19 protein-coding genes and 1 riboswitch are annotated in these 10,800 nt (G+C 42.0%); all 19 genes read right to left on the reverse strand.

Annotated elements, in window-relative coordinates; all coding sequences use genetic code 11:
• Positions 1-56: 56 nt before the first annotated feature.
• The 19 genes from AC1VS3_RS11705 to AC1VS3_RS11795 all read right to left on the reverse strand — a co-directional run bounded on the left by AC1VS3_RS11705 (position 57) and on the right by AC1VS3_RS11795 (position 10,419).
• A complete protein-coding gene (locus AC1VS3_RS11705) occupies positions 57-242 on the reverse strand; it encodes a type Z 30S ribosomal protein S14 (RefSeq protein WP_008690087.1) in 186 nt (61 codons plus the stop codon).
• Positions 243-255: 13 nt separating this feature from the next.
• Positions 256-795 carry a 50S ribosomal protein L5 gene (rplE, locus tag AC1VS3_RS11710; RefSeq protein WP_008690089.1) on the reverse strand — a complete coding sequence of 180 codons (540 nt, stop codon included), beginning with the start codon at positions 793-795 and terminating at the stop codon, positions 256-258.
• Between the two features lie 13 nt (positions 796-808).
• Positions 809-1,132, reverse strand: a complete 324-nt coding sequence (gene rplX, locus AC1VS3_RS11715) for a 50S ribosomal protein L24 (protein WP_008690091.1) — start codon at positions 1,130-1,132, stop codon at positions 809-811.
• A gap of 12 nt (positions 1,133-1,144) precedes the next feature.
• Positions 1,145-1,513, reverse strand: coding sequence for a 50S ribosomal protein L14 (gene rplN, locus AC1VS3_RS11720; RefSeq protein ID WP_002607426.1), 369 nt, complete (start codon positions 1,511-1,513; stop codon positions 1,145-1,147).
• Positions 1,514-1,533: 20 nt separating this feature from the next.
• Positions 1,534-1,794: a 30S ribosomal protein S17 gene (rpsQ, locus tag AC1VS3_RS11725; RefSeq protein WP_008690096.1), complete on the reverse strand. Its 261-nt coding sequence runs from the start codon at positions 1,792-1,794 to the stop codon at positions 1,534-1,536.
• Between the two features lie 16 nt (positions 1,795-1,810).
• Entirely contained in the window at positions 1,811-2,011 is a 201-nt protein-coding gene (gene rpmC, locus AC1VS3_RS11730) for a 50S ribosomal protein L29 (RefSeq protein WP_008690099.1), read from the reverse strand.
• On the reverse strand, positions 2,011-2,427 hold the full coding sequence (rplP, locus tag AC1VS3_RS11735) for a 50S ribosomal protein L16 (RefSeq protein WP_008690101.1): 417 nt from the start codon (positions 2,425-2,427) through the stop codon (positions 2,011-2,013). Before rplP ends, rpmC begins: the two co-directional genes overlap by 1 nt.
• Positions 2,428-2,430: 3 nt before the next feature.
• Positions 2,431-3,225 carry a 30S ribosomal protein S3 gene (gene rpsC, locus AC1VS3_RS11740; RefSeq protein WP_008690103.1) on the reverse strand — a complete coding sequence of 265 codons (795 nt, stop codon included), beginning with the start codon at positions 3,223-3,225 and terminating at the stop codon, positions 2,431-2,433.
• 11 nt (positions 3,226-3,236) lie between these two features.
• The gene (rplV, locus tag AC1VS3_RS11745; protein ID WP_008690105.1) at positions 3,237-3,572 is read right to left on the reverse strand and encodes a 50S ribosomal protein L22; all 336 of its coding nucleotides are present in this window, start codon (positions 3,570-3,572) and stop codon (positions 3,237-3,239) included.
• Positions 3,573-3,586: 14 nt separating this feature from the next.
• Positions 3,587-3,865 (reverse strand): 30S ribosomal protein S19, encoded by a 279-nt coding sequence (rpsS, locus tag AC1VS3_RS11750; RefSeq protein WP_008690106.1) that lies wholly within the window; start codon positions 3,863-3,865, stop codon positions 3,587-3,589.
• 19 nt (positions 3,866-3,884) lie between these two features.
• A complete protein-coding gene (rplB, locus tag AC1VS3_RS11755; protein WP_008690107.1) occupies positions 3,885-4,718 on the reverse strand; it encodes a 50S ribosomal protein L2 in 834 nt (277 codons plus the stop codon).
• Between the two features lie 58 nt (positions 4,719-4,776).
• Positions 4,777-5,076, reverse strand: a complete 300-nt coding sequence (gene rplW, locus AC1VS3_RS11760; protein ID WP_008690108.1) for a 50S ribosomal protein L23 — start codon at positions 5,074-5,076, stop codon at positions 4,777-4,779.
• Positions 5,076-5,705: a 50S ribosomal protein L4 gene (rplD, locus tag AC1VS3_RS11765; RefSeq protein WP_008690109.1), complete on the reverse strand. Its 630-nt coding sequence runs from the start codon at positions 5,703-5,705 to the stop codon at positions 5,076-5,078. Before rplD ends, rplW begins: the two co-directional genes overlap by 1 nt.
• Before the next feature lie 3 nt (positions 5,706-5,708).
• Positions 5,709-6,392, reverse strand: a complete 684-nt coding sequence (gene rplC, locus AC1VS3_RS11770) for a 50S ribosomal protein L3 (protein WP_008690110.1) — start codon at positions 6,390-6,392, stop codon at positions 5,709-5,711.
• A gap of 13 nt (positions 6,393-6,405) precedes the next feature.
• The gene (gene rpsJ / locus AC1VS3_RS11775) at positions 6,406-6,717 is read right to left on the reverse strand and encodes a 30S ribosomal protein S10 (RefSeq protein WP_008690111.1); all 312 of its coding nucleotides are present in this window, start codon (positions 6,715-6,717) and stop codon (positions 6,406-6,408) included.
• Between the two features lie 481 nt (positions 6,718-7,198).
• Entirely contained in the window at positions 7,199-7,927 is a 729-nt protein-coding gene (locus tag AC1VS3_RS11780; protein WP_008690112.1) for a TatD family hydrolase, read from the reverse strand.
• Positions 7,920-8,657, reverse strand: a complete 738-nt coding sequence (locus tag AC1VS3_RS11785) for an ABC transporter ATP-binding protein (protein WP_008690113.1) — start codon at positions 8,655-8,657, stop codon at positions 7,920-7,922. Before AC1VS3_RS11785 ends, AC1VS3_RS11780 begins: the two co-directional genes overlap by 8 nt.
• A gap of 9 nt (positions 8,658-8,666) precedes the next feature.
• Entirely contained in the window at positions 8,667-9,656 is a 990-nt protein-coding gene (locus AC1VS3_RS11790) for an ABC transporter substrate-binding protein (protein WP_008690116.1), read from the reverse strand.
• Positions 9,657-9,672: 16 nt separating this feature from the next.
• Positions 9,673-10,419, reverse strand: coding sequence for an ABC transporter permease (locus AC1VS3_RS11795; RefSeq protein ID WP_008690119.1), 747 nt, complete (start codon positions 10,417-10,419; stop codon positions 9,673-9,675).
• A gap of 66 nt (positions 10,420-10,485) precedes the next feature.
• A riboswitch (TPP riboswitch) is annotated at positions 10,486-10,587 on the reverse strand.
• Between the last annotated feature and the right edge of the window lie 213 nt (positions 10,588-10,800).

Consider the following 10,800-nt stretch of genomic DNA (forward strand, 5'->3'; position numbering starts at 1 on the left):
AGCATATCTGCAATCGGATCTGTCATTATCATCATGACTGTATTCCTCCTATCTGATTACCAGCTCGCCTTTTTTACACCCGGAATCTGACCCTTGTAAGCCAGCTCGCGGAAGCAAATACGGCAGAGTTTGTATTTACGTAAAACTGAGTGAGGACGGCCACAACGTTCACAACGTGTGTACTCACGCACCTGGAACTTCTGAGGACGTTTTGATTTATTAACCATTGCTTTTTTTGCCATACTGTAAGTCCTCCTATTTCTTGAAAGGCATGCCTAATTCTTCAAGCAGCGCCTTTGCTTCTTCGTTTGTTTTTGCAGTAGTAACGATAACGATATCCATACCACGTACTTTGTTAACCTTATCGTAGTTGATTTCTGGGAAGATCAGCTGTTCTTTAACACCCAGTGTGTAGTTTCCACGGCCATCGAAAGATGTTGTAGAAACACCACGGAAGTCACGCACGCGTGGCAATGAGATGTTCATCAGCTTATCCATGAAATCATACATCTTCTCTTTACGTAAAGTTACCTTACATCCGATAGGCATACCTTCACGCAATTTGAAGTTTGCGATAGATTTCTTTGCTCTTGTGATAACTGGAGCCTGTCCAGTGATCTGTGCCAATTCAGCTACGGCTTCGTCCAATACCTTTGGATTCGCGATTGCTTCACCGATACCCATGTTGATAACGATCTTATCTACATAAGGAACTTCCATAACTGACTTGTAGTTAAACTTTTTCATTAAGTTAGGCACAACTACATCTGTATATTTCTGATTTAGGCGGTTCATCCTTTAACCTCCCCTACTTAATTTCAGCGCCGGTTTTTTTATAGACGCGAACCTTTGTTTGATTGCCTTTTTTGTCTTCTTTGATTTCAAATCCAACACGGCTGGCTTTCTTAGCCTTGCTATCGTAAGCCATAACATTGCTAACATGGATTGGCATTTCTTTTTCAATAATGCCGCCATCTGGATTAGCCTGAGATGGTTTCAAGTGTTTTTTTACAACATTTACACCTTCAACGATAACTTTGTTTTCCTTAGGGAAAACTTTGGTTACTTCTGCAACAGTGCCCTTGTAAGCACCTGTAATAACCTGAACCTTATCACCTTTTTTGATTTTCACAAAGACACCTCCTTACAGCACTTCTGGTGCCAAAGACACAATTTTCATAAAGTCTTTGTCACGCAGTTCTCTTGCTACTGGCCCGAAAATACGAGTTCCACGAGGTGTGTTATCGTCTTTGATCAGGACAACAGCGTTGTCATCAAATTTGATGTATGTTCCGTTGTCACGGCGAACGCCACGTTTTGTACGTACGATTACACCTTTGACTACGTCACCTTTTTTTACAGTTCCACCAGGAGCAGCCTGCTTAACAGCACAGACAACGATATCCCCGATGTTTGAAAACTTACGAACGCTTCCACCTAAACAGCGGATAACCAATACTTCTTTGGCACCTGTGTTGTCAGCGACGCGTAATCTACTTTCATTCTGGATCATGAATGTCTACCTCCTAGCGCCTACAGCTGTACAGCTTTTTCGACGATTTCAACCAAACGGAAACGTTTTGTAGCAGACAATGGACGAGTTTCCATAATAACTACCTTATCTCCGATTTTCGCTTCATTGTTTTCGTCATGAGCTTTAAACTTCTTAGAATATTTTACACGTTTTCCATATAATGGATGTGTTTTCTTTGTTTCAACGACTACAGTAATCGTTTTATCCATCTTATCGGAAACAACTGTTCCACGATATACTTTACGGTTAGATCTTTCCATAACTTAGTGATCCTCCTTAATCCTGATTGCTAAGCTCGCGCTCAGTCAATACGGTTTTCATACGGGCAATGTCTTTCTTCACGGTTTTTAAGCGTGCAGTGTTCGTCAACTGTCCGGTTGCTTGTTGGAAACGAAGATTAAAAAGTTCATCTTTAAGCGTTTCGATCTGTTGTGCAATTTCAGTGTTACTTAACTCTCTGATCTCTTTCGCTGTCATTATTTCTCTTCTCCTTTTCTAACAAATTTCGTCTTCACTGGCAGTTTGTGAGAAGCCAGACGGAATGCTTCACGTGCAACTTCTTCTGGAACACCAGCAATTTCAAACATCATACGTCCTGGTTTTACAACTGCTACCCATCCTTCAGGTGCACCTTTACCAGAACCCATACGTACTTCAAGAGGTTTTTTCGTTCTTGCCAAGTGAGGGAAGATACGAATCCAAACTTTACCACCACGTTTCATATAACGTGTCATGGCAATACGGGCAGCCTCGATCTGGCGGTTACTTACATAAGCACCAGTGTCAGCCATCAGACCATATTCACCAAAAGATACTTCACGACCGGCTTTCGCACGTCCTTCGTAGCTTAAACGGTGAGGTCTTCTATATTTTGTTCTCTTAGGCATCAACATAATTTAGTTTCCTCCTTCCGCTTTCTTAGGAGCATTTCCAGCAGCGTTGTTTCTCTGGCTGTTGTTGCGGTTACGGTTGTCGTTACGATTTCCGCCACGGTTGTTGCGACGGTTACGACGACGATCGTTCATATTGTTCTTAGGAGCTTCTGGTTCCTGAACCATCTGTCCTGGCAATACTTCACCACGGCAGATCCATACTTTAACACCTAAACGGCCATACTGAGTAGAAGCTTCTTCCCAAGCATAGTCGATGTCAGCACGCAATGTATGCAGAGGTACAACACCTTCGCTATAACCTTCAGTACGCGCCATATCAGCTCCGCCTAAACGTCCAGATACAGCAGTCTTGATACCTTTGGCACCAGCACGCATTGTTCTCTGGATAGCTTTTTTCTGAGCTGTACGGAAGCTTGCACGCTGTTCCAACTGGTCAGCAATGCTTCTAGCAACCAAACGAGCATCCAAATCTGGATTAGCGATTTCCAGAACTTTTACATAGATGTTCTTTCCACCAGTTAATTTTTCCAGTTTCTTCTTCAAGTTTTCAATGTTTTCACCGTTTGTTCCGATGATCACACCAGGACGAGCTGTACGGATCATGATCTCAACACGGTTTTTAGAACGTTCAATTTCAATTCTTGATACGGAAGCTGCCTTCAGTTCAGCGAATAAGAATTCACGAATTTTAACATCTTCCAGTAAAAGATCGGCATAATCTTTGTCAGCATACCATCTGGATTCCCAGTCACGGATAACACCGACACGCATTCCGATCGGACTAACTTTCTGTCCCATGAGCTACCTCCTTAATCACGCTCGTCAACCACAACAGTGATGTGGCTGGTGCGTTTGTGGATCGCACTTGCAGATCCTTTTGCACGTGGCATGAAGCGTTTCAAAGTTACACCTTCGTTTGCATAACATGCTTTCACGTATAATTTTTCTTCATTCATATCGTTGTTGTTAACGGCATTTGCTACCGCTGACTTCAACACTTTTCCTACAGCTTCCGCAGCTACGTTTGGTGTAAACTTTAAGATTGCGGCAGCTTCTTCAACGTCTTTCCCACGAATCAGATCGATTACAAGGCGAGCTTTTCTAGGTGGGATACGTAATGTCTTTGCGCATGCTTTAACTTCCATTCTACGTTTCCTCCTTATCTCTTAGCTTTCTTGTCATCAGCGCCGTGTCCAGCATATTTGCGGGTTGGCACGAATTCACCAAGCTTGTGTCCTACCATATCTTCTGTAACATAAACAGGCAGATGTTCTTTTCCGTTGTAAACGGCAAATGTATGTTCCACAAACTGAGGGAAAATCGTTGAACGACGTGACCAGGTTTTAATAACTTGTTTTTTACCGGCAGCATTCAGTGCTTCTACCTTCTTCATCAGATGGTCATCACAGAATGGGCCTTTTTTCAAACTACGACTCATTTTTCATTTCCTCCTTTGCCTATTTGCCATTACGACGACGAACGATTAATTTCGTTGACGCTTGTTTTGCTTTACGTGTTTTCACACCCATAGCTTTCTTGCCCCAAGGAGTCATTGGTGATTTACGTCCTACTGGAGTACGTCCTTCACCACCACCATGAGGGTGATCGTTAGGGTTCATAACAGAACCACGAACTGTTGGGCGGATACCTCTCCAACGGTTACGTCCGGCTTTACCGTAGTTAACCAGACTGTGGTCTTCGTTTCCGACAGAACCGATGGTTGCGCGGCAGTTAGACAAAATTTTACGAACTTCTCCAGATACCAAACGAACAGTAGCATACTTTTCTTCGATACCTAAGATCTGTGCAGATGCACCAGCGGAACGAGCCAGCTGACCACCTTTACCAGGTTTTAATTCGATGTTGTGGATGAAAGTTCCTTCTGGGATATCTTTCAGTTCCAATGTGTTACCAACTTTGATGTCGGCACCTTCTCCAGAAACAACTGTCATTCCAACAGTTAATCCTTTAGGAGCAATGATGTAACGCTTTTCACCATCTGCATAGTTTAACAGAGCGATGTTAGCGGAACGGTTTGGATCGTATTCAATTGTTGCAACACGAGCAGGGATACCGTCTTTATTACGTTTAAAGTCGATGATACGGTAAGCACGTTTGTGTCCGCCACCCTGATGACGTGTTGTAATACGTCCGTTGTTATTACGTCCACCTTTACTATTTAAAGGGGCAAGTAATGATTTTTCTGGTTTGTTTGCTGTAATCTCTTCACGAGATAAGCTGGTCATACCACGGCGACCTGGAGTGGTCGGCTTATACTTCTTAATTGGCATGTGTCAATTTCCTCCTTACGCAATATTTATTCAGGAAATAGCGTTCTTCTTCCTGAGCTTATTTAGCTTCTTCTTCGCCAAACAAGTTGATGTCCTGACCTTCTGCAATTTTTACATAGGCTTTGCGGACAGCTTTTGTTTTACCAACGTATTTACCCATTCTTTTTGTTTTAGGCTTTACGTTAACAACATTAACAGCAACTACATCAACACCGAAGATGCTTTCAACAGCTTGTTTTACCAGTGTCTTGTTAGCGCCTTTTCTAACCTCGAAGGTTACCTTGTTGTCTTCGTCCATGTATCTCATCGTTTTTTCTGTGATGATTGGACGGATAATAATGTCTTTATAGTTATCCATTATGCAAGTGCCTCCTCAACATCTTTCACAGCAGCTTCTGTAAAGACGATTTTGTTAGCATTTACGATATCGTAAACATTCAATCCATCAGCAGTCAGCATCATCATGCTAGGGATGTTGCGCATGCTCAGAAATGCATTTTCAAAATCTTCACCTTCAGATACTACAAACAATGTTTTTCTTGGAGCGTTCAGGTTTGCGATGATTTCATTGAAAGCTTTTGTCTTAGGTGCTTCCAATTCAAGCTTATCAACCACGCTCATAGCGTTTTCTGCCACTTTTTCAGATAATACTGATTTCAGTGCCAGACGACGAACTTTTTTGTTCAGCTTGTATGCATAGCTTCTTGGTGTAGGACCGAATACCGTTCCGCCACCTCTCCACTGTGTAGCACGGATGGAACCCTGACGCGCACGTCCTGTTCCCTTCTGACGCCAAGGCTTACGACCGCCACCGCGAACTTCTGTACGGTTTTTGGTGTCGTGTGTTCCCTGACGCATGCTTGCACGCTGCATCACAATGGCATCAAAGATACATTGCTGATTTGGCTCGATGCCAAATACTGTATCGGCAAGAGTAATTTCGTGAAGCTCTTTACCAGCTTGGCTTAATACGACCATCTTAGGCATCTTTTATTCCTCCTCTTTCGTGTAATCTACCAAAGTCACAGGAGCTTTATCGCCCTTAGAACATTTAGCAGTGCGTACCATTACTAATCCACGTTTAGGTCCAGGCACGTTACCTTTAATTAATAAGTAGTTGTTTTCAACATCAACTTTAACAATTGTCAGGTTCTGGTTTGTTGTTCTGTAACCACCTTCCTGACCAGCCATGATTGTTCCTTTCAGAATCTTACCCTGGCGAGATGTAATACCGTTGGTAGCCAAAGAACCAATGTGTCTGTGGTGTCCTGAACCATGGCTCTTAGGACCGATCTTCGCATTGTTACGAACGATCGTACCGTTATATCCTTTACCCTTGCTAGTTCCGATTACATCAACCGTTTCACCAGCAGCGAAGATATCAACTTTAACCTCGTCACCAAGATTTACATCTAATTCGCAATCGCGGATTTCCTGAGCGAAACGCTTAGGAGCCGTGTTAGCTTTTGCAGCATGTCCCTTGCTAGGTTTTGTGCTGCGTGTTTCTTTTACATCTTCAAATCCTAACTGTACAGCTTCGTATCCATCGTTTTCCACTGTCTTTTTCTGTAATACTACGTTTGGTGTAGCTTCAACAACAGTAACCGGAATCAGTGTTCCTTCTTCCGTAAATACCTGTGTCATTCCAAGTTTACGTCCAAGTATACCTTTCATGATGTCACCTCCATTACAGCTTAATTTCGATGTCAACACCACTTGGCAGTTCCAGACGGCTCAATGAGTCGATTGTTTCTGCTGTAGGTCCGACGATCTCAATTAAACGTTTGTGCGTTCTGATCTCGAATTGTTCGCGAGAATCTTTGTATTTGTGTACCGCACGCAGGACTGTTACAACCTGCTTTTCAGTTGGAAGAGGTACTGGTCCAACAATCTTTTTTGCACCGTGAGCTTGTGCTGCCTGAACGATCTTTTCTGCAGAAGCATCCAAGATTCTGTGTTCGTAGGCCTTTAAGCGAATTCTTACGCTATTTTTTGCCATGAATATGTCTCCTTTCGTCTATATCGACTATAGACTCGCTCGATGCGAATTCCCTGACCTCGCCGTCCATGACAACGTTTCTCAGTGGGTCAGCAACCTCGCATGTCATTGCGGTCGTGAGAATATTCTAACACAGTTGAATAGTGAATACAAGCCTTATTTACCGTATTTTTTAACTTTTTTTCAAGGTTTTTTATCATCTTACTTCACATGGTTGCGAGATATAAAATGATAGCGTTTACATGAATTTTCATCCATAAAAGACGGCTATTTTATGATAATTCATGGTCAAAATCGGTAAAAAAACAAAAAAAATCTCCTCCTCTAGAAGCCGCTGTGCCTCTTGAAAAGAAGATTCGATATATTCCAGTAAGATGAAATCGTATTTTTATGTGCACGAAGGCTTTCTATGCAATGCCTTATCCAAAGCTTTCTGTTTATGTCGATGGCACACATCGTAAGTGAAACACTTCTTTATTCTTTATACAGATGATTCGCATTTATTTAAGAAATGGTGATAATTATCCATCAACTGTGCAGCTAAAGATGCTTCTGCTATCTGACGAAGCGCCGCAATCCGCGTTATGCTGCGTGTAAGATACGTACGATAGGCAGCAAGCGGTACCTCTTTCTGCTCACACCAGCGTATCGCATCAATGCCATCACTTTCTATTAGCATACGTTGTAAAGAAATCTTACGGGCTACTTTGGTAACGGCAGGATCATCACCAACCGATGGTCCAATGGTAAACCAGCAATCCAATGCCATATAGTCTTCCAAATAATCATCGCAGGAATACCAATGCACAAGATACGTATTCGGATATTTTCGCAGCAATGATAATGCTTCTTTTTCCATGCCTTTTAGATGTAACAAGATGGGCTTATGTAATTGCTGTCCCAACTGCAGTTGTTTTTCAAAAACTTCCCTCTGCTTTTCCATCGGTGTTTTACACCATACGGAATCTAAACCGATTTCTCCAAGGATCTCTGCTTCTTGCAGAATCGCTAACATCGCTTCCCAAGTTATCGCGTCCGCCTGCCATGGATGAATCCCGGCACTAATTCTAAGCTTTGGATATTGTGCTTGCAGTTCTTTTAGAAAGTGATATTCCTGTGGCGATGCCGCATTTGCTATACCCTCTATCTGATGTTTTTGCATTTCCTTAAAGAACGCTATATCGCTGATATGCAGATGTGCATCATGCATGCGACTCCCCCCTTAATAATGAATAAATTTCTTTTCGCTGTTCGCCTTGTGTAAACAGCCAGTCCCGACTTTTGACTACTTCATGTAAATTGATTTCCTTGACGATAGATGCCGGTGAACCGCCTAAGATCAAGATACGATCTGCCAGATATAAAGCCTCATCAATATCATGTGTTACTAGTAAGGTCGTCTTCTGCAATTCTTTTCGCATCGCTAACAGCCAATCCTGCATATCATTGCGCGTAATGACATCCAAGGCGCCAAAAGGTTCATCTAACAATAGGATATCTGCACTGCAAAGCGCTGTTCGCAAGAATGCTGCTCGTTGTCGCATACCACCGGATAATTCTTTCGGATAGGCATGTTCATAACCAGCCAAACCAAAAGTCGCAAATTCTTTTAACGCTTGTTGCTGCGCTTGCTTTTTGGCATGGTGCAAGCGACCATACAAGGTCACATTTTCTAAGATCGTATGCCAAGGGAGCAGTAAATCGCTTTGTGGCATATAAGCAAAGTGGGAGGATATGCCTTCTACTTTTTCATCATCTACATAGAAACAGCCTTCTGCAGCTTGTAAAACTCCAGCCAAAATATTTAACAGAGTTGATTTCCCACAGCCGCTAGGTCCTATCAATGCCACAAATTCACCTTCTGCCACTTGTAAGCTGACATGTTCCAGTATTTTTTTATTTTCAAAGGCAATTGCCATATCCTCCACACGCAGTTTCATAAGCTCTCCTTATTTTACAAATTCATTTGTATATTGTTCACTAGCTTTGATCTTTTTATCAATCAGTTTATACTCATACATAAAATCGGTGTAATTATCCCACACTTCATCTTTCATGACACCCCATGTTTTGGCATCCTTACGATATTCAGCACTTAAATACTTCTGACTTTCTTTTAAGAATGCGAAATCAGTATCCGGTAAGATCTTCTTCATGATTTCAGCAGATTCTTCAGGATGATCAATGGCATATTCATATCCTTTTTTCACTGCGTTCATAAATTTCTGTACCGTTTCTGGATCTTCCTTCAACATCTTTTCATTTGTGATAATGACCGGTGTATAATAATCCAAACGCTTATCTAAGTCCTTTAATGGCATGTAGTTGACATCATAGCCATCCATGCGGCCCTTGATAACTGCCCAGCCTTCAAATTCCCATTGAATATCCACTTTTTTACCTAATGCCGCAAATCCGCTGCCATCAGCTCCTACCATGGTAAGCTTTTTGAAGTCTGCATTTGCTTTGTTCATGACCGCTTTAATAACCGCTTCCTCACTTGGTGCCTGCCAGCCGGCATACACCTTTCCTTCAAAATCCTTTGGCGATTTGATATTTTCTTTCTTTAAAGAAACAAACCCACTGGTATTATGCTGGATAATGGTCGCAATGGCTTTGATTGGCAACACTTCCTCAGCCGTTCTGGCATAGGTGACATCTTCCTGATAGCTGACACCAAATTCACCTTTATTAGCGGCAACCAATACTGCACTCGTAGAATCATCTCCAGGTTCTATGATGTTGACCTTTAGACCTTCCTCTTTAAAATAACCCTTTTCCTGTGCTACATAAAAGCCCGTGTGATTTGTGTTTGGTACATAGTCCAATACTAAAGTAACTTCTTTTAACTCTTTTTTTACGTTATCTTTTGCAGATCCACAGCCCGCAAGAGATGTAACCATCAACGCAGATAAAGCAAGCAATCCAATCTTTTTCATGTTGTTTTCCTCCCTTCTAGCGTTTATAGGGAAATACGATTCGCTCAAGTAAGGTCACTGCCAAATGTAATAACAGACTCCAGAAGATGATAACGATGACACAGGCAAACACTTTATCTAACATATAACCGTTCTTTACCCGTATCATATAATAACCAAGACCTGCGGATGCACTCAGCCATTCCCCGACGATAGCTCCACCGATACAATAGGTCGCTGACACCTTTAACCCAGAGAAAAGGGCTGTTGCGGCTGCCGGTATCTTGACATACGCATAAACTTGCCACTTTTTCGCGCCAAAGCTTTTCAACAGGTTGATCTGGTTAACATCTACTTGTGCCAATGCATCACAAAAGGCAATTACGATAGGAAAGAAGCACATAAACACGACCATCAATACCTTAGGTGCCATGCCAAAGCCCAGCCAGATGGTAAACAGCGGTCCTAAGACCATCACCGGCACGGTCTGTGTGACAACCAAATGAGGGAAAATGCTATGCTTAAAGTTCTTTGACAGATCCATGCCAATGGCAATCAAGATAGCAGCCACTGTCGCAATCATCAAACCTGTAACAGCTTCCTGCAAGGTCACCATGGAATGCATCCATAATACATCCGCATTCGCAAGCATCGCTTCTACGATCTTACTAGGAGCAGGTAAGATATATAAATCGACATCAAAGATTCTCACACATGCTTCCCAAATACCAAGTGTTACAAAAAGGGTTATGACCGGCATTACGTATTTACGATAACGTTTCATCTTGCACCTTCTTTCCTGCAAATAAAAAACACCTCAAATGAGGCGTAAGCGAACCAATCTAGTATTTCTTTCTTAGATATGACTCCCTACGCTAGCATTAACTAGATCAGGTCATAAGGGACCATCCATAAGGATATCTCAGCCGTAAAGGCGCCCCTGTCATGACAGTATTATTATACTCTATTCTAGGCGAAATGCAATGCCATCGAAATATTTACCTAAATTTATAAGATGGGGCAACTTTTTAATCTTTCCAACTTTATAATCTTTCGTCGTATATTTTTTAATATTATCTATATCACCTAGGGATATCATTGCTATTGTAAAGAAATAATTGAGAAGAAATTCTCACAACAGAATAAAGTGCTTGGAAATATTGAA

The sequence above is a fragment of the Longicatena sp. genome, from assembly GCF_982403165.1.

What these genes read in the sequence shown, in the direction of transcription:
- AC1VS3_RS11705 (WP_008690087.1), bottom strand. Translation starts at nt 242, where the DNA reads ATGGCAAAAAAAGCAATGGTTAATAAATCAAAACGTCCTCAGAAGTTC.
- rplE (WP_008690089.1), bottom strand. Translation starts at nt 795, where the DNA reads ATGAACCGCCTAAATCAGAAATATACAGATGTAGTTGTGCCTAACTTA.
- rplN (WP_002607426.1), bottom strand. Translation starts at nt 1,513, where the DNA reads ATGATCCAGAATGAAAGTAGATTACGCGTCGCTGACAACACAGGTGCC.
- rpsQ (WP_008690096.1), bottom strand. Translation starts at nt 1,794, where the DNA reads ATGGAAAGATCTAACCGTAAAGTATATCGTGGAACAGTTGTTTCCGAT.
- rpmC (WP_008690099.1), bottom strand. Translation starts at nt 2,011, where the DNA reads ATGACAGCGAAAGAGATCAGAGAGTTAAGTAACACTGAAATTGCACAA.
- rplP (WP_008690101.1), bottom strand. Translation starts at nt 2,427, where the DNA reads ATGTTGATGCCTAAGAGAACAAAATATAGAAGACCTCACCGTTTAAGC.
- rpsC (WP_008690103.1), bottom strand. Translation starts at nt 3,225, where the DNA reads ATGGGACAGAAAGTTAGTCCGATCGGAATGCGTGTCGGTGTTATCCGT.
- rplV (WP_008690105.1), bottom strand. Translation starts at nt 3,572, where the DNA reads ATGGAAGTTAAAGCATGCGCAAAGACATTACGTATCCCACCTAGAAAA.
- rpsS (WP_008690106.1), bottom strand. Translation starts at nt 3,865, where the DNA reads ATGAGTCGTAGTTTGAAAAAAGGCCCATTCTGTGATGACCATCTGATG.
- rplB (WP_008690107.1), bottom strand. Translation starts at nt 4,718, where the DNA reads ATGCCAATTAAGAAGTATAAGCCGACCACTCCAGGTCGCCGTGGTATG.
- rplW (WP_008690108.1), bottom strand. Translation starts at nt 5,076, where the DNA reads ATGGATAACTATAAAGACATTATTATCCGTCCAATCATCACAGAAAAA.
- rplD (WP_008690109.1), bottom strand. Translation starts at nt 5,705, where the DNA reads ATGCCTAAGATGGTCGTATTAAGCCAAGCTGGTAAAGAGCTTCACGAA.
- rplC (WP_008690110.1), bottom strand. Translation starts at nt 6,392, where the DNA reads ATGAAAGGTATACTTGGACGTAAACTTGGAATGACACAGGTATTTACG.
- rpsJ (WP_008690111.1), bottom strand. Translation starts at nt 6,717, where the DNA reads ATGGCAAAAAATAGCGTAAGAATTCGCTTAAAGGCCTACGAACACAGA.
- AC1VS3_RS11780 (WP_008690112.1), bottom strand. Translation starts at nt 7,927, where the DNA reads ATGCATGATGCACATCTGCATATCAGCGATATAGCGTTCTTTAAGGAA.
- AC1VS3_RS11785 (WP_008690113.1), bottom strand. Translation starts at nt 8,657, where the DNA reads ATGAAACTGCGTGTGGAGGATATGGCAATTGCCTTTGAAAATAAAAAA.
- AC1VS3_RS11790 (WP_008690116.1), bottom strand. Translation starts at nt 9,656, where the DNA reads ATGAAAAAGATTGGATTGCTTGCTTTATCTGCGTTGATGGTTACATCT.
- AC1VS3_RS11795 (WP_008690119.1), bottom strand. Translation starts at nt 10,419, where the DNA reads ATGAAACGTTATCGTAAATACGTAATGCCGGTCATAACCCTTTTTGTA.